The following is a 23,924-nucleotide window of genomic DNA, read 5'->3' on the forward strand; positions in this document are numbered from 1 at the left end:
TCCTAAGCTAGCCCGCCCTTGAAGATAATCACTTTGGTTTTTAGGACGAAATTTAGGTAAAGTGTGCCACGACATCACAAGCCATTAGCGCAATATCAACATCGTTGCGTATAAAACAACAATAAAGAGTGCCCATCACATTACATAAACACATGCTTTACTGATGATAAAAAATGAGCCGATAAACATTAAGATAACGCTTTATTTTAATTGCGAAAATAACAATACCGCAGCCGTTCATTTTAGCCATTAGTCAACAGCACGCCATTAATGGGACTGGGATAAGAATTAAGAAGGAAAGGTATGAGCGATTCCAACAATACTTATGCAGATAATGACCTGCGTGAAGTGAAACAGCTGGGTATGTGGGCCTCCATTGCCAGCTTAAGTTATATTTTTTGGATTGTCGGCGGCATGGAGCTGGTAGAGCGTATCGCTTACTACGGCGTCAAAGCCAGTGCTGGCCTATATGCCAAAGCGCCGGTGTCTGAAGGCGGTTTGGGCATTAGCTTGCACGACTATGGCGTTATCATCTCTATTTGGGCCTTGATGCAAACCTTTATTCCTGTGTTTACCGGGGGCATTTCCGATCGGGTCGGTTATAAGGAAACGATTTTCGCCTCCACCCTAATTAAAATAGGCGGCTATTTAGTGATGGCCTTATTCCCCAATTTCTGGGGGTTCCTATTTGGTGCCATGTTATTAGCAGGTGGTACCGGCATCTTTAAGCCCGGTATTCAAGGCACCTTAGTGCTATCGACGGGGAGGCAAAACACCTCAATGGCGTGGGGGATTTTTTATCAGGTCGTCAACATCGGTGGTTTCTTAGGGCCCCTCGTTGCCGTGCATATGCGCCAGCTCTCTTGGGACAATGTGTTTTATGCTTGCGCCGCGATTATTTCGCTCAACTTTCTCTTTTTATTGGCCTATAAAGAGCCGGGGAAAGATGAGCGTTTAGCGCGTAACCTTCAGATAAAAAATGGTGAAGTGACGCAACAAGCCCTATGGAAAGACGCTTGGCATGAACTTAAAAAACCGGTAGTGATCTACTATATGTTGGTGTTTGCTGGTTTCTGGTTTCTGTTTAACTCGTTATTTGATGTGCTGCCTATCCACATTGCCGAATGGGTCGATACTAGCGTGATTGTTACCAGTTTGTTTGGCCCTGAGGGCACCTCAAACGGAATATTGCAGTTCTGGCTCGGGCTCGATAACAGCGGCACTAAGGTGATGCCAGAAGGCATGCTTAACCTTAACGCGGGTATGATCATGACCAGTTGCTTCTTAGTCGCAGCGCTGACCGCTAAATACCGTATCACCACCGCCATGTTAGGTGGCTGCTTATTGAGTATCTTAGCCTTTGTATTTATTGGTGCGACCAATGCGGCCTGGATGATTGTACTGGCCATCGCCATGTTTTCTTTCGGTGAGATGATGATTAGCCCGAAAAAGAACGAGTTTATGGGCAACATCGCCCCCGAAGGTAAAAAAGCCATGTATTTAGGCTTTGTGATGCTCCCCCAAGGGATAGGCTGGGGATTGGAAGGCTATTTTGGCCCTAAATTATATGAAATTTACGCCTCAAAAGAGATCTTCTCCAGAGAGCTATTAGCTGAGCGCGGCATGAGTGTGAACGATGTGGCGGCGATCCCACAGGGTGAAGCCTTCACCACGTTGGTGAGCTATACCGGCGAGTCGGCGCAATCGCTCACCACCTTACTGTATAACACTCACAATATCGGTATGGCGTGGTATATCATCGCGGCAATCGGCACCATTTCGGCTGTGGGGATTTTCCTTTACGGTAAATGGCTACTTAAATTACAACAAAGTCAGTAGTTTAAGTGTTTCACACCTGATGATTTACAGGTTGTGATTGACATAAAAAGGGGCCGTATTCGCCCCTTTTTACCTCCACAGCTCATCGATGTATTCTGACTGATGTCAGCACTCCTACTCACTAAGTATCCCAGCGGCTCTCTATATTTTTTGCCATGATACCTAGGGCCTGTTGATCTTTGCGGGTTGAATGTTGTTCGAGACAAAAACGTTATAATCGAGGCGAGTGGATTGCAGTCTAGTCATCTAAGCAAAATTCACTTAACAAAGAGTAAAACGTTTTTAGCCGAACCCTTCGGGCAGCGTTTGTTGGGTATTTCTCCTGCGTTCTCAGCTTTTTTATGTAGAATAACTACACCACAAAGCTTCTGCCTTTGCCTTGTATAAATACCCAACCATTCACTGCAAAACAACCTTAAAAGATCAACAGCCCCTAGGGTATAAAATTAAATCGCGGGCTCATATTCATGACCTTATCGGCAACTCCCCTACGTTGTATTACTCCCTAAGTCGCCGCATTAAGTGATTACCAATGCGTGAATATCTGCTCACTTAATCAATTGAGTAGGCATAAACTACCGCACGCTAAATGCTCACTTTCAACCATAGAAACCGGCTATAAAAACGAGCCATAAAAAAGGGGACCGCGTAGGTCCCCAAAAACTGCGTTATCTCAGTGAGCTATTAGCAGGGATGAGCCCACTTAACGAGATTTATTGTTATGGCTATCTTGGGTACACATACCTGTTAGTGAGCGCCTCCCATATGAACCTTATCAATACCATAAGTCTTACCTTCAGCGTGACAAGTTGCACAAGACTCAACGGGAAGATTGGCCGTATTATCGGGTGAGCCATCCACTGTCGCACCATTACTCTTGAAGTGAGCCTTAGCCGCTTCTGAAGAGTGGGCATGACAGGTACGACATGCTTCAGCTGTTGGGCTAATAAACTCGGTAGCACCGGCATTAACAGCAATTGCGCGTTTACCTGAAGCTAACCCACCATCGGCGGCAAATAAACTAACACCATCTTTATGACAAGCAGTACATTCAGTGGCAACGGCAGGGTAACCAACAGTTTCCAAATCAGAGTTTAAGTGAATGGCGGGGAAGCCACGGTTGTCATCCCAAAGACCGCTATGGAATCTATGTGCTACAGCAAACAGGTCGCGAGTACTATATTTTAATCCCTCAACAGTCTTAAAGATTGGCTTACCATCGGCATCCACTTCATCACTCTTATATTCGACAATTGGGTGATATGAACCGCCCCAAGTACTATTGTGACAACCTACACACTGGTCGAAGCGTTCATTACCGTAATGCTTAGCAATACCTAAAGATGTGTGACAAGCATTACATTTAGCTTCATCAGCAGTCACGCGCTCTGGTACGGCGAAACGAGAAGGTATTGCACCACTTCCGTCGGCATTAGCAAGGTTCCAGTAGGTGGGCTCCATAGTAATAGCAAGATACTCTATCGCGGTAGAGGCATCTGCACATGGCGCTAACTTACCTTTTGCATCAGTACAGACAGAGAAACGAGGCGTAATGGCAATACTCTTTCCATCGAGATTGAATTCTCCTTGTTGAGTCACCACCAGCTTACCACCGGCTGCGACTACGCCATTAAGGAACACCGAACCACTAGTGTAATAAGTACCATCGGCATCAACCCAACCCGTCTTCATCTCATCATACTTAGTATAATTTGTGAATTCGAAGCCATCGGCAACAGGAGTACCATCGACAGTCACATCAAAGGTCACAACTATTTCATCAAGATCTGCCGTTGCACTTTCAGTATAAGCAACTGAACTCACTGCAATCTCAATAGAATCGGTTGCCATGGCTCTAACACCCACTTTATGGGCAACTGCTGGGCTGAGTCCACCAACATGGCAGGTCATACAGGCTGAATCATCTGCTTGTGGTAATTGATATTCAGAGTGGCCTTCACCGGTTTCAAAGTTAACGGTAACGTGACAGCCCACACACGCTTCACGGTAGACATTAGCATTCCACTGCTCACCGTTATCATGACATGCGGTACATTCGTTCAGCTCCGCAGGAAAGTGGATCTCGCCAAACTCATCTAACGCATCCCCTTTTAACACGCCCCAATCTGCAAGGTGACCACCCGCGTGAATGGTGTGGATCATGGCATTGAAGTTAGGGTTATAACCTTTTTCAGGATCGTTTTGATCGGCGGCATATGCTGGATTATGACACGCGACACAGTTTTCAACTTTTTGATAGTTGTGATGAGCACCAATATTGGCAATGCGCATATCGCTGTCACCATAGCCTTTCAGCTCACTGTGACACTGAATACACGCGGCATTAGATACCGCATCTTTGGTCGACACGGCTAACTCACCCGTGGCTGGAATGAAGTCCAGCGGAGCCGAGAGTAACTTATCTGAGATATCCTCACCGCTTGCGTCAGTCACATCATAGCTACGGATCATCACCCTAAACAGGCTATTAGGATCGCCTGCGGCAGAGACAACAGGAGCATTTCCATCGTGTGTCCAAGTACCGGTATAGCTACCTGGGTTGGCAGGATCTTCAACTAAGGTACACGCATCGACTTCTGCGCCGCCACGAGCCGTGGCTTTACCCGTCAATGTACAGTACATACTCGAGCCAAACTCATTAACTAACGCGTTGTTTGACCACAACATGGGCGCGCCAACATCGGTAGTGTTGACCACTTCATTGGTGACATATAAGGCTATCTTGTCTAAGCCAGTAAAAGGTACCTCTTCTCCTTTTGCATTTTTGCCGGTCACATCGAATTTAAGGCTAAAAGCCTCTGTGCCCACAACGACGATATCGGCAGGTTGTAAGGTTAGCATGAAGTCTGCTGCTGAATTGACCGTCTTCACAACAGACCCAGCTGGAGTTCCTGGGGTTCCAGGTGTTCCCGGCGTACCAGGGGTGCCAGGTGCACCGTCTTGACCATCATCACCATCGCTACATGCACTCACACCAATGGCACACATGAGTGCCACGGCTAATAATGTTGTTTTATTTTTTTTCATCGCCATATCCCTTTCTAGGTATTTGCTGCTATTGCAGTTACCCAAATATAAGGGAGAGAAACTAAATTGTTAGTAAATTGTGCTCGAGTTGTGACTGCAATTTATAGATTCATGAATGGAAATTTCGAAATCTGCAACGGTAAATTTCAATATACAGAACTGACATTTCACTCAGGATGACTAGCAAGTAATTGCTTGAGTAATTGAATAATTAACTCACGTTGCTCGATTGAGTAACGCCGATATTCCAGCGCGTTTTCGATCAGCAGGTATTGCGGTGACATGCTATCGCCATGCAAGCGTTGCACCTGTTCACTGGGTAACGGTATCACTTTGATACCAGGTAAGGCGCTGCAGATCTGCGCCTCAGAGTAAGGTAAGAATGACAAAGACCCCATGGTCAGCAGGTGACTATACCATTCATCTCGACAGCTGACTCTGTCGATACCATCGAGAGGGATCCCCGCTTGGCGGGCAAACACTTCTAATGGATCGATTTTGTCATTAAAGCCCTTGCCATTTAGGCACAGAAACGGATATTGGCAGATGGACTCTAAGGTAAGTTGTGAGCTTACCTCCCAAACAGCATGCCTCTCTTGAGCCGCAACACACAGGCGTGATAACCCCCCAACCGACTCAATACTGAGCGCATGCTCGCTATCGGCGGCAAAGGCGATGCCCATATCAAGCTCGCCATTATGGATTAAGTCAGCCGATTCACAGTCCCAAGCCACAAACTGTAATCGCCCCATTAATTGTTGATGCTCACTTTGTGAAAAAGCTAACGATAAGCTGGCTAAAATACTGGGGATCACCGCCACTTTGAGGCTATCTCGGCTTGGCTCACAACTTTGATCGGCCACCGATTGCTCTATTTTTAAGACCGCATCACAAAACTGACAGACAGGCTCGTATAAAAACTCCGCCATGGGAGTGGGCTTTAACCCCAGTTGACGCCGATAAAACAACTCATCATCAAAGGTTGCACGTAACATATTCAAACAACGGCTAATTTTAGGCGCTGATACATTAAGTTGTTTGGCGGCGACGTTGGCGTGTCCGGTTTGAAAGATCACCTTAAACACCATCAAGCAGAACACATCGAGCTCACTGATTTTTTTTAAGGTTTGACTGGTCATCGGCGCTATTGTCTAGGTGGGTCATCTCATGTTTATAGCACAACGATTCATCACCACACTAGCGGGGGGATCACATCTTTCGCAACAAAACATTAACCTTTGTGATAATTGTGGTATCGATCTTTATCTTGCAAAGCAGCCATGTCACCTGTTGATAGCGCCCTACTATATTGTCGCCACCTCTTGCGGTGTTAACTCACGGCTCTGGCCTGGTTGCAAGCATTCATCTAACGCTAAGGTGCCAACCGATAAACGGTGCAGTGCTACGACGGGATTGCGAAAACGACCAAACATACGCTTAATTTGGTGATATCGCCCCTCATACAAGGTCACTAATGCTTGATGCCCCTGTGCAGCGTTCACTATGGTTAACTGAGCTGGCAAGGTGGTGATATCTTCAAATGCAAAATAAAACCCTTGGGCAAAGGCCTCTATATACTCCTGACTCAAGGGGTTTTTAAGGGTCACTAAATAGGTTTTAGCCACTTTATGGTCTGGCGCCATAATACGTTTAGACCACTGGCCATCATTGGTCAGTAGCACTAGACCAGAGGTATTGAGATCGAGCCTGCCCACAATATGCAGATCGCTATTATCTGTGCCATCGAGCAAGTCGATGACCGTTTTGTGCTGCTCATCTTTGGTGGCGCACACCACCCCCACAGGCTTGTGCAACATGATGTAACACGCGCGGCGCTGCTGCAGCACTTGGCCGTCAAAAACGATATGACTAAATTGGTCGACCCTTAAATCAATGTCACGTGCTAACTGGCCGTCAACCGTCACCCGTCCTTGGGCCAATATTAGCCGTATCTGCTTTTTCGGTATCTGCGTATGGCTGCTAATAAACCTGTCTAATCTTGCCCGTTTAGACTGCATTATGACTCACCAGCAAGACCAGTTACAGGCGTCACTTTATAGGCACAGCGACGCGCGCCCTCAATAATGTGCTCCTCTCTGCTGACTGTCGCAACCCCCTCAAATAACCATTGAAAAAGCTGTAACTCTGAGCGGCAAAAATTGACACAACTGCTGGCTGCGGCGCAAATAGGACAATGATTTTCCAGCAACCAAAAGTGATTATCCTCCTGCTCAACCGTGGCAACGTAGCCCTCATCGGTTCTTAGTCTGGCAAGTGCATGCAGTTTATCGAGCACACTGGCATGATGCGCCAATGCACTTTGATAGAGCACTTTACTGGCTTCTTCTCTATGGCTGATCAATTGTTCTAGTCCACTATCACCAAAAACAACCTTAACCGACTCAATCAGTTGGAGAGTTAAATCATCATGTTTATCAGGGAATAAGGCGTCGCTTTTTTTGGTGAGAGACCAATAGCGTGTCGGCCGACCACGGCTGGCCTTGCGATCGTCAAAGATCAGCATCCCGGTCTCTTCTAACCCTTGCAGATGCTGGCGCACCCCCATGGTGGTTAATGAAAACTGTTCAGCCAAGGCCTTGGCGGTGCACGGCCCAGTCACTTTAATATAATCGACTATTTTTTCACTGGTTTTCTTGGTCACTCTCGGCTCCTGGCTCAGACTGCTATCTGACTATTATCTGCGATCAATCATGTCTAGCCAACCAATAAGTAAACTTTTTTATTTACTTTATACTTTACAAAATTAAATAAAGCGATTACCTTATAAAATATTAAATAAACAAAAAGGTTTACAATATGAATCTCCTCATCGTCAGTGCCAGCCAAAGAACCCCATCTCAGAGCGCCAATGTCGCACGATATATCGCAGAGCATAGTCCTCAATTTCAGTCCATTAACCATGTTGAACTGTGTCAGTATCAGCTACCTTTTTGGGATGGTGACAGGGCGAGCCCTGCATTACTCGATAGCGACTGGCACAGCATTAACCAGCAGGTCATACAAGCCGATGCCTTAGTGCTTATCACGCCAGAATGGGGCGGCATGGCATCGCCCATATTAAAGAATTTTCTGCTGCTGTGTGATGGTCAAGACACCGCACACAAACCCGTGCTATTAGTGGCGGTATCGAGCGGTATTAGTGGTGCCTACCCGATTGCCGAGCTCAAAATGAATGCACTAAAGAACAACAAACTGGTGCCCATTCCCGATCACCTCATCATTAGAAACAGTGAAAATGTGCTGCAACAAGGTACGCAAGATGCGCGAGAACAACAACTGAGGGGGCGAGTCGATTACAGCCTGCACATGCTGCATCAATACGCTCTGGCATTAGCCACCATACGCCATAACCACCAGCATCAAGCTTACCCCAAACAGCAGGAATACAGCTACGGCATGTAGCCTCAAGTCATATACACAAGGAGTTGACAATGATCCATTTAGAGCATGTGAATTTAGTCGTTAAAGATATCAACACCAGCCTAGCCTTCTATCAGGCGGCATTGCCTCACTGGACTATCCGCGGTGGTGGCGAAGCAACTTGGTATGGCAAGCCGCGCCACTGGATCCACTTTGGCGATGACTACCAATACTTGGCCTTTAATGATGATGGTGAAGCAGAAAATCGCGATTTGACGGGTCATCAAGTGGGGCTCGCCCATTTTGCTTTTGTCACTCATGATCTTGATGGCATCATCGACCGCTTAAACCGCGCAGGGTTTGCTGTCGATAAAGAAGGCGTGAGCAATCCACACCGCCGCAATGTCTATTTTATTGACCCTGACGGATTTGAAGTGGAGTTTGTCCAATATGTAAGTGATAACCCAAGTGAGCGCAATCATTACGAGAACGCCAGTTAGGCATCATTGTCGCGCCGATGATTTAAGCCATTATTCCTGATAAGCACCGCATCTTAGTTAAGCAGTTAAAACAGGCGATTTAGCTGCTTAACCCAACCACACCAGCAGGGTAAACAGCACCAAATAGAAGAAAAAGCCACTCAGATAGACCATGTAAAAGTCATTTTTAGCGAGGCGTTTTTGATGATGAAACATCGCAGGCCAATAGAGCGGTTTCTGGATACGCCCAAATGAGACTATCGCAAGCACTACCGCGCCTGAGGTATAGAGCACAAAAGAGAGCAATAACTCCCAAAAAAACCAGATAACGAGTTCGGTAACAAAGCCTGCAGCCATCAGAGCCTCCCTTCAGTACATTTTTGCTTTTCTAAGGTACGACCAATTTAAAGTATTTCTGCCAAGTACTACGCCTAATGGCCTGCCATTTTAAATAAAAACAGCACAAACACAGCAGCTAAAACACTACCTATGATAACCATTGTCGTCAGCGTTTTTGAGCGCCTCATCGATTGAAACAGCGCAAAGTAGGTCTCCATTTCAAGTATGTCCATCAAGCAGAATTTTCCGTGAACAACAGATTTGCTTGTGATTGTCTCTGGCTTATCAGCTTGATTAACAGTCATCGACTTTCCTTAGCGAGTTGGGTTGATCGGATGAATTGACGAGTGAATAGCCAACACTCTAACCAGCCAAACCTTATAAATCCCGTTAATAATTGTTAACACTAAGCCTACCCTCTCATAACTTAAAGGCGAGTTTGAGGAATAAGTTAAGCCTTGATGGCTACCGCGATAACTTAGATGAGAAGGCTAAGGTTTAAGCTTTCATGTAGAAATGAATTTCAAACTGAATATCATCAGTTAGCGGCACGATACTGTGCCAATATTTAGGGTGGGATATCGCCGTTTCATTGGCTTTTAATCTCACCTCTCGTTCAGCCTCCCCCTGCTTGTTCTTATACCCATAAAACATCAATTCACCACTTATCACATGGATCTGCTCGTAAACACCGCTACGGGTAAAGTGACGCTGGGCATAGATTGCTGGAATATTATCTTTACCGAACACTGCTGTTGTTTTGCACTTTACATAACCCTTTGGTACGCACGACATAAACAACCGCCTTATATTAAAGTTTGTTGATAAATCAGATCTAAAGCTAGTACATCGTTGCACAAATTTCTATTGTCATTACACTAGGGGAAATCGTTTTAAGTGACTTTAGATTCTCTATGAGTGACCCATTTCACTACACCACCCAATTTACCCTTGATAAAGCCTATTATGCAGAATGCTTTGACCAATCAGTGACGCAAGATACATCGATAAAAACCTATTACAAAGCCATCGGTTTTATTGTCATTGGCACGGCGCTACTGCTTACTGGTAGCAATAGCTATGCGTCATGGTTTATTGTCGGCCTTGGGGTACTAGAAGCACTTAGCGTTAAATTTAAACGTTCATGGTGGCTGATGAGACAGATGTGGAGCAAAGCCGCTGGTAATGAAACCACCCTGACCATAGATGAGCGTGGCATTAGCACTCACTCTTACTGTGTCGACTCGCTTATTGCTTGGGATGAGATGTATCGCATTAACGAAACCGATAAAGGCTTCCTCATCACCTTAGCCAAAGGCACCAGCTACGTATCAAAAAGCCATTTAAGCACACAGGCCTGCGATTTTATCAGGGCTAAGATATAAGACTTATTAGCCACATAAAGGCTAACAAAGCCAACTCCCTACCTGAGTACAAATCCAATAAACGGATGATGACTAAGCCCTAAATGCGTAGTGACATCTGCATAAGGGAATAGACATTCACTTAGGCAGGTTAACTTATTACGATAAAAACAGTATTCATTAATCTCGGCAAACAGAGCGTTGTCGATCACTTTTGGAGTCACAATGAACCATAAAAAACATGCGTTAACTGCGCTTGTTGCTGGCTCGGCGCTACTATTGTCAGCCTGCCAAACCACCAATCCTTACACTAATGAATCACAAAATGCCAAAGCCACTAATGGGGCGATTATTGGCGCAATTGCTGGCGCTGCTATTGGCGTGGCCTCCTCAAGCAAGAGCGATCGCGGTAAAGGTGCCTTGATTGGCGCTGCATCGGGCGCGGCAGTCGGTGGTGGGGTGGGTTATTATATGGATGTACAAGAAGCCGAGCTGCGTAAACAACTGCAATCGACGGGGGTAAGTGTAACTCGTAGTGGCAATAATATTATTTTGAATATGCCTAACGAAGTGACCTTTGGTGTTGACCAGAGTCAACTCAGCGCTCGCGCTAAGCAGGTGCTCAACAGCGTCGCGTTAGTGGCTAAAGAATATGATGAAACCAGACTGAATATTGTTGGCTATACCGATAGCACTGGTAGTGAGTCCTATAATTTACGACTATCACAAGTTCGTGCCAGTGAAGTGGCCAACTATCTGATGTCACAAAATGTCGCGCCTAGACGCATCGTCTCACAAGGCATGGGCGAATCACGTCCCATCGCGAGTAACAATACTCAGCAAGGTCGAGCACAAAATCGCCGCGTGGAAATAGTGCTAAGCCCAATCAATTAAGGCCATTGCCGCCTTAATCCCAGCTTAACGGCTCAGGCTGCCATTTTGCACCACTGTCGATTGCAAATCTTGGCAGCCTGAACATCACTACCTGATTACGTTTTTTTGATTTCACCTACAGGTAAGACTGAGCGACCATATTCGGCGTTGATCACCTGAGCCATGGCAAAATAGATGGCACTGGCGCCACAGATAATCCCCTCAAACCCAGCGATAGTGCCAATTAACTCACTGCCGGTAAAATCGCGTGCCGCCAGTAAAAAGAACAGTAGCGTCAAAGATCCAAACACAAACTGCTTTGCCCTTGGGTAGCGCAGCGATGCCACAAACATAAATGCAGTAAAGGTGCCCCACAATGCCAAATACCAGCCCATAAAGTGCGCTGGACTGGCTGCAATACCACCATTAGGCAAGATGATAAGTCCTACCAAGGTCAGCCAAAACAATCCATATGAGGTAAAGGCTGTGGTGCCAAAGGTATCTCCTCTGACAAAACACATAATCCCCACAATCACCTGTCCTAGCCCCCCATAAAACATCCCCATCGCGAGGATCATGGCATCAATTGGAAAATATCCGGCGTTATGGATATTGAGTAAAATGGTGGTCATGCCAAATCCCATTAAGCCTAATGGCGCAGGATTTGCGAAGGTGGTAGACATTAAATTCCCCTAATCAATTGCAATGCAGAAATACGCGCCCCTTATAGGTCGCGCAGCAAGCGGCGGATTCTAGAGCAGGTGCGGTGCGACAGCAATACACCGGCGCGCCTAAGTAACACAGGGGAAATAGTGCTTAAATACAAATGCTTATACTGAAAATCATAGCCAGCGTATCATTGATAAAAAATATAACTTCATAAAATCATAAACATAGATATAACAGCGGCAATAACCTCGCCTAACCGTCAACATTACGCAAAAGCGTGACCCAGATCACAAATAATAGAATTGCACCAAGCCTTTGCGTTCCATAAACCTGACAAGAGCAGCAATTATTGTGTGCTAGCGCCCAATAACCAGCACCATCTGCGCCAGATCACAAATTTAATCAGCAAAAGCTAAAAAAACAGTAGGGCTGATCTAGATCAGATTAAAATGGCGCGCAACATCGCACCATGCCCATCAATAGCGACTCTCAGCAATAAGTTCAGTATTCATGATCTGATGATTCCGCGGTGATATCGAATGCCTTCTCATCCAGTAAGTCACACCTGTGAAATCGCCAGCACATTCATCTAACTCTTGGATGTGTCCAACAGCGATATTGATAGAAGCGCAGCTTGATATTGTGGCAATGGCAGGAGAACCCATGATTCTCTTCACTTCGCCATAGTTTGCATTAATAAAGGGGGGGGGGTGAGCAGATAAAGTAATACTATAGCATTAACAACGGCATCGACCACGAATGTATCACTTTGTATCTCAACCATTGAAAAAACAGCTTAAAAACGGCTTCAATGTTAATCTGTAGCCTAGAAATTTAATTACTCAATAAATGTGCCACCTCATAGTCATAATGAACAAAATCATCACAGTGCTACTCACCGCTGCTCTATTATCATTTGCAACTTATGCCGATGAGGCCGTTAGCTGCGATGATGGCAGTGAATGTATTACCATTGGGCTTTGGGATATAGGTATTGCTGTCGGCTATGGCGTAAAATCTAACCCCATCACTCAGTTTGATGACATCCCCATTTATATCATCCCAAGCCTGGCTTACTACGGTGAACAGTGGTTTTTCGATAACGGTAATCTAGGCTATAGCCTGCTAGAGAGCGAAAATATCACTGTCAATATGACCACCAGTTTTAGCAGTGATAGCGCCTATTTCTCTCGCTGGGATCCCTCCAACATTTTTGTTGCTGGCGGCAGTCGCGTATCAACAGAACTGGCTAATTCGAGTTCATTTTGGGATGTGGATGATCTGTACGCATTAAACTTTAACGAACTTGAAGATAGAAAAGTTACCGTTCTGGGTGGCGTTGAAACCTTTTTCTATACGCGTGCAGGTATCTTTAATATCGCATTGGCCCACGACCTACTTGATGTCCACTCAGGTATGGAAGCCCAGCTAAAATGGATGTATCGCTTGGCATTTTCGCAGTGGAAATTAGAGCTCGCCGCCAGTGCAAATTGGAAGAGCCAAGAGATCGTTAATTACTATTACGGCGTAAGAAGCAGTGAAAATTATTATTGGAATCAGGCCTATAATCCAGGTTCCGCAACCAATTTAAGCTTAACTTTGACGACTCAATACGCCATTAATCAACACTGGGAACTGTTATTCCTTGCTCACTATACCGACCTTGCCGATGAGATCGTTGCCAGCCCCTTAATTAATGAGCACAGCAGCAATACCTTCTTTGTTGGCGTAGCCTACAGGTTTTAGTACAAGTGTATTCGTTTATTAACTCGCTTTTACCAGCCACTTTGTTCTGCATCTTATATGCAAATTCGGCCCTTGCGATCGACGGAGAAGCGGCTGCGACCCTATCCTTGTCGCCGCAATTTTGCATTACCGCTAGTGAAGAGCAGAACTGTGATATCGAATTGCTATTGAATTGGCATACCGCCATACCGCAAGTAGTATGTATTTTATCCAATTATCAAGCCTTACCTAAATGGTGCGCAGACTCAGCTGACATCAAAGCCCTGTCGCTAAAGGTCTCTACCCAAGAAGATATTCAATTTATATTGATCAATAAACTGACGCACCAAACCTTAGCCGGTGCGCAATTAAACATTACCCCAACAGCGGAGCCTCAAGCTCGTCGCCGTTTTCGTAACCCTTGGAGTCTATTTTAATGTCAGAAGCTCAAGCGACCCATAGAGTCCTGCTTGTCGAAGACGATATCCGTCTAGCAAACCTCATCGTGGATTACTTAAAGTCCCATGGAATGCATGTTGAAGTCGAACGTCGTGGTGATACCGTGCTCACTCGACTGCTTAATTACAAGCCCGATATTATCTTGCTCGATATCATGTTACCCGGCATGGACGGGCTCACCTTGTGCGAAAAGCTACCCGACTATTTTGCGGGCCCCATCTTACTGATGAGTGCGATGGGCTCCAATGAAGATCAAATCAAAGGTCTCGACCTTGGAGCCGATGATTATGTCGTCAAACCCGTCGACCCCGCATTATTAATTGCCAGAATCAATAATCTGCTGCGCCGCAAAGCGAAACCTATGCAGGCCGAATCACATTGTTTAACTTATGGGCGCCTCAGCATTGATCCACACACACAAACCATCCGCCTAGGAGAGAAACAAGTCGACCTAACCAGCCATGAGTTTGAGTTATTATGGTTACTGGCCTCACAAGGAGGCCAAGTGCTGAGCCGTCAGTATATCTACCAATACCTACTCAATATTGACTTCGATGGTAAAGACAGAAAGATTGATGTTCGCATCTCACGTTTGCGTAAAAAGCTAGGTGACAATATTGATACCCCATTTAGAATTAAAACCGTGTGGGGCCAAGGCTACCTATTTGCCCCCGAGGCATGGAACAATTAAGCGAAATAACTTTTGAAACGACTGTTTATTAGCCTCTACTTGATACTCAGCATCAGCGTGCTGGGTATTGGTTGGACGCTGGACAGTATTTGGCAGAATAATGTCGAAGACAGCGGTGCCACTAACGCACCGCTGGTCGCGTTGGCGAAACTACTGGCCACTCACCCCAAAAATGAGCGAGCAAAACTGCTGGCCCAGATAGGCAACAACCGTCTCTATCCACTGCAATTATTAGATTCCAAACAAATCGCCTTAATTGATAGCGACCAACTCAGCACAGATAAAGTGTTGGTGACGGCCCAGAATGACCAGCATGAACTGCATTTTATCAAGTTAGATGAACAGCAGATATTAATGGCAGGCCCCATAGAGTTGGCCCCAAATGAGCAACTCAGAAGGTTATTTACGCTGTTATTTTATCTATCATTAGCCTTAGTGGTATTACTGTGGGTGTGGCCACTGTCGCGGGATCTACAAACATTAAGGCTGGCAACTAAAGCCTTTGGCCAGGCCAAGTGGGACACCCAAATCCAGCTACCTCCCCACTCAAAAGTCTTGCCATTAGCCCATACCTTTAATGAGATGGCTAAACATATTAGTGCACTAATAGAGAACCAACGCCACTTGTCCAATGCGGTATCCCATGAAATTAGAACGCCGCTAGCACGATTTAAATTCGCACTCGCCTTGATGCCTCAGTATTGTCACCCTGACACCGATATCGAGCGACGAGCAGCCTTTTTAGCCGAGATGCAGCAAGATGTCGAAGAGATGGAAAACCTGTTACAAGAATTGTTGACCTACGCCAGTTTGGAAACTAGGCGACATACGCAGCCTCAGACCCAGTGCGATCTCCCATTGGTTGTACGGCAAACGATTGAACGTTTACACCCCCTCAGCCCTATACCTATCCATTTTACTATCACGGGAGATGAGCGCCCAGTGAGCGCCGATCCTGCGCTTATCGATCGCGCCCTGCAAAACTTACTGGTTAATGCACAGCGGTTCGCCAAGCAGCAGATCAGGGTCGAACTCAGCTTTCTTAACAAAGGGGTCAGTATCTGTGTTACAGACGATGGCGAGGGGATTGCACCAGAAGAGCAGAGTAAAATATTTGAACCCTTTTACCGCAGCCAAGTCACAGCACAAGATAGCCAAGGACACGGTTTGGGGCTCGCCATCATCAAACGCATCATGCAGTGGCACCAAGGTGAAGTGACACTTACCAGCAAACCGGGCGAGACACAATTTACCCTCTTTTGGTAAGCCATTAAGCTTGCTCATCAAAATCTAAACGGGCAGTTTGTGCTAATCTCGCTTGCAATATTTCACTCTTTTTGGCTTTGTGTAACGCCAATAATCGCCGGCGTTTACGCTGTTTACACAGGCGGATCACATCATATTTTTGCGCATCTGAAAAATTGAGCCAATTGAAACGCTCATCTCGGTTACGCAAACAACCTTTACAGTAGCCTTTCGCATCCGTCTGGCACACGCCAATACAAGGGCTAGGTATCGCAAAAAACTCTAATTGTTCCACTTACCCTCCTTTTCGGTTGTGTGCTGTCACGGCCAGTGTGACTGAGTATCACCAGCGACAAGTGTTAATAAAACATAACCTATATGATTCAAACTGGCTAATATTAAGCCATGCAAGAATAAATTAAAGCTCGCGATACGCTGCGATGCTATCAAGGTTAATCGCTTGATTTTTACGCAGCAGTGTTAACCCTGAGCAATAAAAATATCCGCAAGGGAGAATAAGTAATGATATCGACACGACTGGCAAGCCTACTGTTTTGCAGCCTAGTGTTACTAGCCTGCAGCAGTAAACCAAATCAAGATTACGACACAGGTTATGATTTTAGTCAGCTACACACCTTTTCTGGCATCACCACTGCGAGCAATAGCGATCCCCTAAGCGCCCAACGAATTGCCGATGCGATTCAATCATCTCTGCTGACGCAAGGGTTTAAACAAGCCGATGACACGGCTCAATTTAAGGTCAATTACACCTTTAATATTACCGATAAGCCTAAAAAGTCGGGGCTATCTATTGGGCTGGGTACTGGCAACTGGGGCAGTTCTGGAGGAGTGGGCATAGGCACAAGCGTGGGTGTGCCTATTGGTAATGACTCGGCTAAATTACAAACAATTCAGATTGATATGATTGATATTAAGACACAACAACTGATTTGGCGCGGAAGCGACAATTTTAGTTTTGATACCGGCGGGGAAGATAAAGCCCAGCTAACACAGCAAACTGTGGCTAAAATATTAGCCCAATTCCCGCCGCAAGAGTCATTAAAGTAACCCTGCGGCTTAAACACATGGGTCACCGCTAGTCGCTCACCAGCCCATTAACCGTATCGGCAACGTTTTGCGCTCCTTTGCGAATGTCGCTAATTAAAGACTGGGTTAATTGCAGCTGTTGATTACACTGAGATACCTTGGCTTGAATGGCTAACATCCCCGCTTCAGAGACCTTGGTTAACTCACTATTACGTTTGACTATCTGTTCGATATCATGCGTGGCTCGGGAGGTATTGGCCGCCAAGGTTCTCACCTCATCGGCCACAACTGCAAAACCACGACCATACTCGCCGGCTCTGGCCGCTTCAATTGCAGCATTAAGTGCCAGTAAATTGGTCTGATCGGCAACCTTAGCTATGGTGCTCACAATCTTGGTAATTTGTTGTGATTGCACAGCCAATTGTTCCATTAAGCCCGCCGCTTCCGTCACCGATGCATCGATATCATTAGCCACTTCGGAGGCTGAATCGAGCATATTTGCGCCATTTTGAGCAATATCGACCGTCTCCAGCGCGCTTTGGCGAGCCAACTGAGAGGCGTTTTGCACTGCTTGCTGATGCTCGATACGCGGCGTCACATCGCTGGCAAATTTAACCACTCGCACCACATTACCCGCTTCGTCAACAATCGGATTATAGGTCGCTTCTAACCACACGGTATTACCTTGCTTAGTGATACGTTCAAACAAGCCAGATTGAAACCGGCCTTTAGCCAACAACGCCCAAAAATCGGGCTGTTCACGTAAAAAATTATCGGTACAAAAAAGCCGATGATGCAGGCCTTTTATCTCGTGATGAGAGTAACCTATGGTGTTACAGAAATTACTATTAGCATCGATCACTTCGCCATCAGGGGTGAACTCGATAAACGCCAGTGACTTATTTAATGCATTAAAAATGGCTTCTTGACGATCGAGTTGGAGGCGGTCTTCGGTCACATCACTAGCGATTTTGACAACCTTACTTACTCGGCCCTGTTCGTCTTTGACCGGCACATAGGTGGCTTCAATCCAGATAACAGAACCATCTTTGCAAATGCGCTGAAAGGTACCTTGATTAAGTTTACCTTGCCCCAGTTCCTGCCAGAACTTTTTGTAATTGCGATCAGCAACATACTGGCTTTGACACAACATACTATGATGCCGTCCTTGGATCTCTTCAAGTGAATAGCCGATAACCGCTAAAAACTGCTTATTGGCAGTCAGCACCTCTCCATCGACAGAAAATTCAATGTAAGGCACACTGCCACGGATCGCACTTAAAATGTGATTGTCAGTGCGCAATGCTGCATTATATTGCGCTTGTTGCTGCTGCAACGCCAACTTACCACGACCAAAACCAAACATACCGCTACACCTTAACTTCGGGGGGCTGCCCCTAAATACAAAAAAACACCCGCATCAGTATCGACTCAAGATACTAATCACAGGCATCTTCAACTTTAGACTAAAACATTTTAACGCAGCCACGCAGGTGACCACCAACAATAATAACCACGACTTGAGAATGACCACATCATTTATCATCAACAGTATAGATACGCAGCACACAGCAGAAAGGTTCAAATGACATGCAGCGATTTTACTTGTTTGAGCAATACCACTCAGATGAAAGCCGCACTAAACAAACCAAGGAGTTATGCCAACGCCTTGGTATATAACAGCACCACAATATTAATCATTAGCGCCTGTAGCATTAGCCTCAAAGGCCAATACACAAAGCTGTCATAGTGAAGTATCTTGATGATCCGCTATCGAGTCATGCAATACGATTACAGCTAAATAGCATAGCCAGATAGGAGTTTACACCGAGTGAAAAAGCCTAGCTTGCCAATAATCACTCACTGTTATCGGCAAGGCATAGTAAACATTAAGCATCAATGATGAACATCTAGCGTAATGAGATTAATGAAACAGGTAATTTAACCAACCTTGCATTCTCACCAGCACCTTGCGCATAACCGCGACGTGAGAAAAATGCTCGGTATAGATGGCGATCTCCCCCGATACGCCGGCGGGGAAAGATTGGCTAATCTGATTATTATCGACTTTGATCAACACCACCACTCGCCCGGGCAAAGTCAACATACGCGAAGGCATCAAACTCCCCGTCGATTGCAGCTCACCCTCGGCCATCGCTGGTAATATTTTGGCCACAGTGCCGCTAAATACTTGTCCGGGCGCTGCATCTAAAATCACTTCAGCAGTGTCCCCCTCCTTGAGACGCAACAGAGAGTTCTGCCAAAATGCGCCTGCCATATAACGCTCTTCATTAGGAATAAAGCTTATCACTGAACGCAGCGGCATAGGCACAGCGACAATGCCTGGACGTAAGGCCATTTGAGTCACTATCCCGTCAGACGGTGCATAAACCACAGTTTGCTCAAGTTCATACAACGCCTTATCTAATTCGGCGCGGATCCCCGCCACCTTAGTGTTAACCCCATCAACATTTGATTCATAAGCCAAACGAACCCGCAGCTCTTCTGATTTCGCTGCGGTATATTGCGCTTCGGCCGCTAAGTATCGTTGCCGCCGATTATCTAGTTCAAGCTCACTAAAGGGAGAGTCGACACCAGCTTGTCTTTGGCCTTTATCGTAACGGTCAAAGGCCGACTTGGTGCGGTCTCTATCGGCTAATGCTAACTCAACACTGGCTTTAGCGGTACGCCAAGCCGCTTCCAACTGTGGCACCTCTAGCTCGGCAGCCGCTAGCGCCGCTCGCTTTTGCATCACCACGGCCTCAAAAGGAGTGGGATCTAATTTAAACAGCACATCGCCTTTTTTTAGAGGTACATTAGGTGCAACATGCACCTCGGTAACAACGCCCCTAACGGCAGGATTAATCGGCACAGACACAAACATCTCTTTAGCATAAGGCGTATAGGGATGGTTGTAATTCATCAGCAGCACCAGTCCACCAACAATAAAAACACCGCCCAACACAGCAGTCGGCACAGTCCACTTATTTAACGGAATATGGAAAATCTTAAATATGGCGATGCAGCAAGCTGTATAAGTCAATACGATTAATAGATCCATCTTATGATTCCTTCTCATCCAACGGTGGGGGGATGACACTGGCAGGCGTTGGTACATCCACCCTCGCCTCTTCCATCGCCTGCATTCGATGCTCTAACTGCGCCACAGTCTGATTGAGTTGCTTAACTTCCTCTTCCAACTGCAATTCTCGCTCAACCACTTGGTTAAATCCCCAGCCTCTATCTTCTCGATATAAGGTGGCCCATATCCATAAAAAAGGCCAAATGGCATGTAAGGTAAATAAACTCACCCAACCTGCTACATGCAATGCATCTTGCTGAGGATGATTGCGTTTTTTAGCTATTTCATAAGGAATATCATGGATAACAATGACGCCATAAAACAAAAATATACCAACAAAAATAATCACCCCCAACGCAAAGTAATCCAAAAACATGGCGCTCTCCTTATTTGTTGTTACGCTGATAATAGCGCAAACAAAGTGGTGGCAACACCACTCAATTAACATTTTTATAACACGCAAGGATAGCAATAACTTACAGCTGCATCACACTTTTTATATCGGCAGAGTTTGATACAGCTATCGCTTGTACACTCGATGACTCGAAAACCGTTTAACTTTGCTGTAAAAAGGTAAGATATTAAAAAACACTAATAAAAACTGGTATATCCCCTTAGCCAAAATGAATAAAAGGTACCCACACCATGATAGGCACTCCCCACACTAAAGGCGCGCTGCGCGCCATGCTGCTCGGCTGCGGCGAACTAGGAAAAGAAGTCGCAATCGAACTGCAACGTTTAGGCGTTGAAGTCATTGGCGTCGACAGATACCCCAATGCACCAGCCATGCAAGTCGCCCACCGCTCACATGTGATAAACATGCTCGATGGCGAGGCTCTGCGCCAAGTGATCACACTAGAGCAACCGCACTTGGTGATTCCAGAAATTGAAGCCATTGCCACTCAAACCTTGGTCGATATGGAAGCCGAGGGGCTCAACGTCATCCCGACAGCCAAAGCCACCCAACTGACCATGGATCGGGAAGGCATACGTCGCCTCGCCGCAGAAACCTTGGCCATTCCCACCTCGCCTTACTTTTTTTGCGACACTCAAACTGAATTTGAACAGGCGGTAAAAGCGATTGGCCTTCCCTGCGTGGTAAAGCCCGTGATGAGTTCATCAGGTAAAGGCCAGAGCGTGATCCGTGAAGACGCCCAAGTCTTGCCTGCATGGCAATACGCCCAAGAGGGTGGTCGTGCGGGCGGCGGTCGTGTCATTGTTGAAGGCTTCGTGCCATTTGATTATGAGATAACCTTACTGACCATTAGCGCTATTAATGGCATCCATTTTTGCGATCCTATTGGCCACAGACAAGAAGATGGCGATTACCGCGAGTCATGGCAACCACAAGCGATGTCGGCCAACGTATTGGCTAAATCGCAACAGATTGGTCGTAAAGTGGTAGAGGCCCTAGGCGGTTACGGTCTGTTTGGTGTCGAACTGTTTGTTAAAGGCGATGAGGTGTTCTTTTCTGAAGTCTCTCCCCGCCCACACGATACCGGACTTGTCACCTTGATCAGCCAAGATCTGTCAGAATTTGCGCTGCATGTGCGCGCCATCTTAGGCTTACCCATCGCCAATATTGCACAGCATGGCCCATCTGCATCAGCGGTGATCTTGGCTCAGGGCCAGTCCAGTAACTTACGTTATCGCAATATGGCCGCGGCCTTAACCGAGCCAAATACTCAACTGCGTCTGTTTGCCAAACCTGAAATTGACGGACGCCGTCGACTCGGAGTCGGCCTTGCCCGTGGTGAGTCCATTGACGATGCGATAGAAAAAGCTTTAACGGTTGCGGCTAAGGTCGAGGTTATCTTCGAGTAATCATGCCCCAGTTAGCCCATTGCCAGCAACTAAAGGCGGTGGTGTAAAACATTAAAAAAGGCGCTCAAGCGCCTTTTTTAATTCACATCTCACACTAACTGACACGGTTAATGGGTTTACCCGACAGGTAGCCTGTTAAATTACTCAGTGCAATATCCATCAAATTTTGCCGCGCTTCACGAGTCGCCCACGAATTATGTGGACTAATGCTGATATTGCTCGCCGTGATCAAGGGGTTATCGACCGCTGGCGGCTCACTGGACAACACATCGACACCGGCGCGAATAGCCCCTTCATTCAACGCATGGGCTAACTCAGCTTCGTCGACTAGGCCGCCACGAGCGGTATTGATCAGCAGCGCATTAGGTTTCATCTTTGCAAGGCTGGCGGCATTGATCATCTTATCTGTCTCAGGCGTGAGTGGACAATGCAAAGAGATAATATCAGCTTGCTGGTATAACATGTTCAGCTCACACCAGCTGACACCTGTGGGTAAGTCAGTTTTTGGCTGCGGCGTACTGACCAATACCTGCATCTGAAATGCACGCGCTATACTGGCCACCTGACGGCCAATATCGCCATAACCGATTAATCCTAAGGTTTTACCTTTAAGCGATTGCAGCGGCGATAAGGTAAAACAAAAATCAGCACTTTGACTCCATCCACCTGCGATGACCGCCTGATGATGCTCGGCGAGCTTTTGGGTGTGATGTAATATGTGGGCAAAAACCATCTGCGCTACGGCATCGGGACCATACCCTGGCACATTTGTAACCGCAATCCCCCGCGCAGCGGCGGCGTTAATGTCAACCACATTCGTGCCGGTCGCTAAAACACCTATGTAGCGCACGCAGGGCAGCATGGCTAGGGTATCGGCATTAAGCTCAGTTTTGTTGGTTAATATAATATCGGCGTCATGAGCACGCTCTAACACTAATGGCGCTGCGGTGCGCTCAAAGCAGTGAAAGTCACCGAGCGACTCAAACCCGTGCCAGCTCAGGTCGCCCGGATTTAAGGTATAGCCATCGAGTACTACAATTTTCATCGTTATTATTCTCATCATCCGTTAAGTGAGATATCGTTTCTGCGCCCGTTAAAAGCGTAACTTTAGCCCTGCATTGACCTGCCCTTGCCACATGATGTCGGCACTTATCTGCCAGATACACTGGCTAGCATCACAAAATAGCGCATTGTCACTGCTCACAAAGGTGGCGAATGCCCGTGCATCGGTAAACAGCGAGAGGCGCGGATTCACTTGATACTCAACCCCGGCACCAAACCCCATCGAAAAACGCGTTTCGTTGCCATAATCGTTATCGGGGCGCATTTGGGTCAGCCCTAGACTAGTGGTGATATAGGGGCGTAAGGCACCATGAGAAAAATAGAGCGAGCCGCCCACGTGCAGGTAATCGACATCCAACGTGGTTAGTTGCTTAGGGGGAACATTGCCGCGGCGGTTAAGCTCTGTGGCCTGATGGCTATAAAGCAAATAGACATTGCCAGGGTCACGAGTGTGAATGCCGACCATGATGCCGTAGTGGCCGGACTCGCTGATATTAATCCCACTTTGGGTTTGGGTATTAAGCTCGATGGCATCGAATTCTGTGGCGGCAAAACTGTAGCCACCAAATGGTGCCACAAACATTCCGGGTTCTGCCTCTACGGGCGCACCGAGCACAGGGGTTGACGGGACAGTTAGGCATAGCAGCAAAGGTAATAGACAGCTGACTTGATATCGACTTGTTGTAGTTATCGCTTTCATGTTTATCTCCCTGCGCACCATGATGGCGCTAATCCATTGGTGAGCTCAGCCACCCATTGGCGGTGGCTGAGCACTGGGTTTCAACCTGCTTTTTTTA

At 46.5% G+C, this 23,924-nt stretch carries 25 protein-coding genes and 1 pseudogene; 11 read left to right on the plus strand and 15 right to left on the minus strand.

Annotated elements, in window-relative coordinates:
• Positions 1–303: 303 nt before the first annotated feature.
• Positions 304–1,839: an MFS transporter gene (locus tag DVO77_RS11515; RefSeq protein ID WP_119978438.1), complete on the plus strand. Its 1,536-nt coding sequence runs from the start codon at positions 304–306 to the stop codon at positions 1,837–1,839.
• A gap of 747 nt (positions 1,840–2,586) precedes the next feature.
• Here DVO77_RS11515 and DVO77_RS11525 read toward each other — a convergent pair.
• The 4 genes from DVO77_RS11525 to DVO77_RS11540 form a co-directional block, all read right to left on the minus strand.
• A complete protein-coding gene (locus DVO77_RS11525; RefSeq protein ID WP_119978440.1) occupies positions 2,587–4,887 on the minus strand; it encodes an OmcA/MtrC family decaheme c-type cytochrome in 2,301 nt (766 codons plus the stop codon).
• Between the two features lie 167 nt (positions 4,888–5,054).
• Positions 5,055–6,026 carry a LysR family transcriptional regulator gene (locus DVO77_RS11530; RefSeq protein ID WP_119978441.1) on the minus strand — a complete coding sequence of 324 codons (972 nt, stop codon included), beginning with the start codon at positions 6,024–6,026 and terminating at the stop codon, positions 5,055–5,057.
• Positions 6,027–6,191: 165 nt separating this feature from the next.
• The gene (locus DVO77_RS11535) at positions 6,192–6,905 is read right to left on the minus strand and encodes a pseudouridine synthase (protein ID WP_119978442.1); all 714 of its coding nucleotides are present in this window, start codon (positions 6,903–6,905) and stop codon (positions 6,192–6,194) included.
• Complete coding sequence (locus tag DVO77_RS11540; RefSeq protein ID WP_119978443.1) at positions 6,905–7,549, minus strand: helix-turn-helix transcriptional regulator; 645 nt, start codon at positions 7,547–7,549, stop codon at positions 6,905–6,907. The genes DVO77_RS11535 and DVO77_RS11540 overlap by 1 nt, the downstream gene beginning before the upstream one ends.
• A 155-nt stretch (positions 7,550–7,704) precedes the next feature.
• Here DVO77_RS11540 and DVO77_RS11545 point away from each other — a divergent pair, with 155 nt between their 5' ends.
• The gene (locus DVO77_RS11545; RefSeq protein ID WP_110455994.1) at positions 7,705–8,310 is read left to right on the plus strand and encodes an NAD(P)H-dependent oxidoreductase; all 606 of its coding nucleotides are present in this window, start codon (positions 7,705–7,707) and stop codon (positions 8,308–8,310) included.
• 29 nt (positions 8,311–8,339) lie between these two features.
• Positions 8,340–8,768 (plus strand): VOC family protein, encoded by a 429-nt coding sequence (locus DVO77_RS11550; RefSeq protein ID WP_119978444.1) that lies wholly within the window; start codon positions 8,340–8,342, stop codon positions 8,766–8,768.
• An 87-nt stretch (positions 8,769–8,855) separates the two neighbouring features.
• Here DVO77_RS11550 and DVO77_RS11555 read toward each other — a convergent pair whose 3' ends face one another.
• The 3 genes from DVO77_RS11555 to DVO77_RS11565 all read right to left on the minus strand — a co-directional run bounded on the left by DVO77_RS11555 (position 8,856) and on the right by DVO77_RS11565 (position 9,881).
• On the minus strand, positions 8,856–9,104 hold the full coding sequence (locus tag DVO77_RS11555; RefSeq protein ID WP_110455992.1) for a hypothetical protein: 249 nt from the start codon (positions 9,102–9,104) through the stop codon (positions 8,856–8,858).
• Positions 9,105–9,178: 74 nt separating this feature from the next.
• Positions 9,179–9,391, minus strand: coding sequence for a hypothetical protein (locus DVO77_RS11560; RefSeq protein WP_110455991.1), 213 nt, complete (start codon positions 9,389–9,391; stop codon positions 9,179–9,181).
• A gap of 193 nt (positions 9,392–9,584) precedes the next feature.
• Positions 9,585–9,881 carry a TehB-like domain-containing protein gene (locus tag DVO77_RS11565; protein ID WP_110455990.1) on the minus strand — a complete coding sequence of 99 codons (297 nt, stop codon included), beginning with the start codon at positions 9,879–9,881 and terminating at the stop codon, positions 9,585–9,587.
• 119 nt (positions 9,882–10,000) lie between these two features.
• On the opposite strand from DVO77_RS11565, the gene DVO77_RS11570 reads away from it, so the two are divergent.
• Entirely contained in the window at positions 10,001–10,471 is a 471-nt protein-coding gene (locus DVO77_RS11570; protein ID WP_110455989.1) for a YcxB family protein, read from the plus strand.
• Between the two features lie 204 nt (positions 10,472–10,675).
• Positions 10,676–11,344, plus strand: coding sequence for a YiaD family glycine zipper/OmpA-like lipoprotein (locus tag DVO77_RS11575; RefSeq protein ID WP_110455988.1), 669 nt, complete (start codon positions 10,676–10,678; stop codon positions 11,342–11,344).
• Between the two features lie 95 nt (positions 11,345–11,439).
• On the opposite strand, the gene DVO77_RS11580 is transcribed toward DVO77_RS11575, so the two are convergent.
• Complete coding sequence (locus tag DVO77_RS11580) at positions 11,440–12,006, minus strand: acetate uptake transporter (protein ID WP_110455987.1); 567 nt, start codon at positions 12,004–12,006, stop codon at positions 11,440–11,442.
• 856 nt (positions 12,007–12,862) lie between these two features.
• On the opposite strand from DVO77_RS11580, the gene DVO77_RS11585 reads away from it, so the two are divergent.
• The 4 genes from DVO77_RS11585 to DVO77_RS11600 are packed head-to-tail and all read left to right on the plus strand — an operon-like array spanning position 12,863 to position 16,133.
• Positions 12,863–13,738, plus strand: a complete 876-nt coding sequence (locus DVO77_RS11585) for a MipA/OmpV family protein (protein WP_119978445.1) — start codon at positions 12,863–12,865, stop codon at positions 13,736–13,738.
• Between the two features lie 5 nt (positions 13,739–13,743).
• Positions 13,744–14,154, plus strand: coding sequence for a DUF3019 domain-containing protein (locus DVO77_RS11590; protein ID WP_249038160.1), 411 nt, complete (start codon positions 13,744–13,746; stop codon positions 14,152–14,154).
• Positions 14,154–14,867 (plus strand): response regulator, encoded by a 714-nt coding sequence (locus DVO77_RS11595; RefSeq protein WP_110455985.1) that lies wholly within the window; start codon positions 14,154–14,156, stop codon positions 14,865–14,867. Before DVO77_RS11590 ends, DVO77_RS11595 begins: the two co-directional genes overlap by 1 nt.
• A gap of 12 nt (positions 14,868–14,879) precedes the next feature.
• Positions 14,880–16,133: an ATP-binding protein gene (locus tag DVO77_RS11600; protein WP_110455984.1), complete on the plus strand. Its 1,254-nt coding sequence runs from the start codon at positions 14,880–14,882 to the stop codon at positions 16,131–16,133.
• Between the two features lie 4 nt (positions 16,134–16,137).
• On the opposite strand, the gene DVO77_RS11605 is transcribed toward DVO77_RS11600, so the two are convergent.
• The gene (locus DVO77_RS11605) at positions 16,138–16,407 is read right to left on the minus strand and encodes a DUF1289 domain-containing protein (protein ID WP_110455983.1); all 270 of its coding nucleotides are present in this window, start codon (positions 16,405–16,407) and stop codon (positions 16,138–16,140) included.
• A 227-nt stretch (positions 16,408–16,634) separates the two neighbouring features.
• On the opposite strand from DVO77_RS11605, the gene DVO77_RS11610 reads away from it, so the two are divergent.
• Positions 16,635–17,180 carry a DUF4136 domain-containing protein gene (locus tag DVO77_RS11610; protein WP_119978446.1) on the plus strand — a complete coding sequence of 182 codons (546 nt, stop codon included), beginning with the start codon at positions 16,635–16,637 and terminating at the stop codon, positions 17,178–17,180.
• 28 nt (positions 17,181–17,208) lie between these two features.
• On the opposite strand, the gene DVO77_RS19425 is transcribed toward DVO77_RS11610, so the two are convergent.
• From DVO77_RS19425 to DVO77_RS11625, 4 genes and pseudogenes are all read right to left on the minus strand, one after another.
• A complete protein-coding gene (locus DVO77_RS19425) occupies positions 17,209–17,655 on the minus strand; it encodes a methyl-accepting chemotaxis protein (protein WP_249038166.1) in 447 nt (148 codons plus the stop codon).
• A gap of 84 nt (positions 17,656–17,739) precedes the next feature.
• Positions 17,740–18,525 (minus strand): annotated as a pseudogene (locus DVO77_RS19430) (PAS domain-containing protein); the annotation flags it as partial.
• Between the two features lie 558 nt (positions 18,526–19,083).
• Positions 19,084–20,220, minus strand: a complete 1,137-nt coding sequence (locus DVO77_RS11620) for an HlyD family secretion protein (RefSeq protein ID WP_119978448.1) — start codon at positions 20,218–20,220, stop codon at positions 19,084–19,086.
• 1 nt (position 20,221) lies between these two features.
• Positions 20,222–20,617: a DUF3302 domain-containing protein gene (locus DVO77_RS11625; protein WP_110455979.1), complete on the minus strand. Its 396-nt coding sequence runs from the start codon at positions 20,615–20,617 to the stop codon at positions 20,222–20,224.
• Between the two features lie 269 nt (positions 20,618–20,886).
• Between DVO77_RS11625 and purT the strand changes: the two genes are divergently transcribed.
• Entirely contained in the window at positions 20,887–22,065 is a 1,179-nt protein-coding gene (gene purT / locus DVO77_RS11630) for a formate-dependent phosphoribosylglycinamide formyltransferase (RefSeq protein ID WP_110455978.1), read from the plus strand.
• A gap of 94 nt (positions 22,066–22,159) precedes the next feature.
• On the opposite strand, the gene DVO77_RS11635 is transcribed toward purT, so the two are convergent.
• Positions 22,160–23,110 (minus strand): D-2-hydroxyacid dehydrogenase, encoded by a 951-nt coding sequence (locus tag DVO77_RS11635; protein ID WP_119978449.1) that lies wholly within the window; start codon positions 23,108–23,110, stop codon positions 22,160–22,162.
• Positions 23,111–23,158: 48 nt separating this feature from the next.
• Complete coding sequence (locus DVO77_RS11640) at positions 23,159–23,827, minus strand: outer membrane beta-barrel protein (RefSeq protein ID WP_119978450.1); 669 nt, start codon at positions 23,825–23,827, stop codon at positions 23,159–23,161.
• Positions 23,828–23,924: the final 97 nt, after the last annotated feature.

The organism is Shewanella algidipiscicola (assembly GCF_003605125.1).
In the GTDB taxonomy this organism is placed as follows: Bacteria; Pseudomonadota; Gammaproteobacteria; order Enterobacterales; family Shewanellaceae; genus Shewanella; species Shewanella algidipiscicola.

Excerpts from the sequence above, each read along its gene's own strand:
- DVO77_RS11515 (WP_119978438.1), top strand. The coding sequence starts at position 304 with ATGAGCGATTCCAACAATACTTATGCAGATAATGACCTGCGTGAAGTG.
- DVO77_RS11525 (WP_119978440.1), bottom strand. The coding sequence starts at position 4,887 with ATGAAAAAAAATAAAACAACATTATTAGCCGTGGCACTCATGTGTGCC.
- DVO77_RS11530 (WP_119978441.1), bottom strand. The coding sequence starts at position 6,026 with ATGACCAGTCAAACCTTAAAAAAAATCAGTGAGCTCGATGTGTTCTGC.
- DVO77_RS11535 (WP_119978442.1), bottom strand. The coding sequence starts at position 6,905 with ATGCAGTCTAAACGGGCAAGATTAGACAGGTTTATTAGCAGCCATACG.
- DVO77_RS11545 (WP_110455994.1), top strand. The coding sequence starts at position 7,705 with ATGAATCTCCTCATCGTCAGTGCCAGCCAAAGAACCCCATCTCAGAGC.
- DVO77_RS11550 (WP_119978444.1), top strand. The coding sequence starts at position 8,340 with ATGATCCATTTAGAGCATGTGAATTTAGTCGTTAAAGATATCAACACC.
- DVO77_RS11555 (WP_110455992.1), bottom strand. The coding sequence starts at position 9,104 with ATGGCTGCAGGCTTTGTTACCGAACTCGTTATCTGGTTTTTTTGGGAG.
- DVO77_RS11560 (WP_110455991.1), bottom strand. The coding sequence starts at position 9,391 with ATGACTGTTAATCAAGCTGATAAGCCAGAGACAATCACAAGCAAATCT.
- DVO77_RS11565 (WP_110455990.1), bottom strand. The coding sequence starts at position 9,881 with ATGTCGTGCGTACCAAAGGGTTATGTAAAGTGCAAAACAACAGCAGTG.
- DVO77_RS11570 (WP_110455989.1), top strand. The coding sequence starts at position 10,001 with ATGAGTGACCCATTTCACTACACCACCCAATTTACCCTTGATAAAGCC.
- DVO77_RS11575 (WP_110455988.1), top strand. The coding sequence starts at position 10,676 with ATGAACCATAAAAAACATGCGTTAACTGCGCTTGTTGCTGGCTCGGCG.
- DVO77_RS11580 (WP_110455987.1), bottom strand. The coding sequence starts at position 12,006 with ATGTCTACCACCTTCGCAAATCCTGCGCCATTAGGCTTAATGGGATTT.
- DVO77_RS11585 (WP_119978445.1), top strand. The coding sequence starts at position 12,863 with ATGAACAAAATCATCACAGTGCTACTCACCGCTGCTCTATTATCATTT.
- DVO77_RS11595 (WP_110455985.1), top strand. The coding sequence starts at position 14,154 with ATGTCAGAAGCTCAAGCGACCCATAGAGTCCTGCTTGTCGAAGACGAT.
- DVO77_RS11610 (WP_119978446.1), top strand. The coding sequence starts at position 16,635 with ATGATATCGACACGACTGGCAAGCCTACTGTTTTGCAGCCTAGTGTTA.
- DVO77_RS19425 (WP_249038166.1), bottom strand. The coding sequence starts at position 17,655 with ATGCTCGATTCAGCCTCCGAAGTGGCTAATGATATCGATGCATCGGTG.
- DVO77_RS11620 (WP_119978448.1), bottom strand. The coding sequence starts at position 20,220 with ATGGATCTATTAATCGTATTGACTTATACAGCTTGCTGCATCGCCATA.
- DVO77_RS11625 (WP_110455979.1), bottom strand. The coding sequence starts at position 20,617 with ATGTTTTTGGATTACTTTGCGTTGGGGGTGATTATTTTTGTTGGTATA.
- purT (WP_110455978.1), top strand. The coding sequence starts at position 20,887 with ATGATAGGCACTCCCCACACTAAAGGCGCGCTGCGCGCCATGCTGCTC.
- DVO77_RS11635 (WP_119978449.1), bottom strand. The coding sequence starts at position 23,110 with ATGAAAATTGTAGTACTCGATGGCTATACCTTAAATCCGGGCGACCTG.
- DVO77_RS11640 (WP_119978450.1), bottom strand. The coding sequence starts at position 23,827 with ATGAAAGCGATAACTACAACAAGTCGATATCAAGTCAGCTGTCTATTA.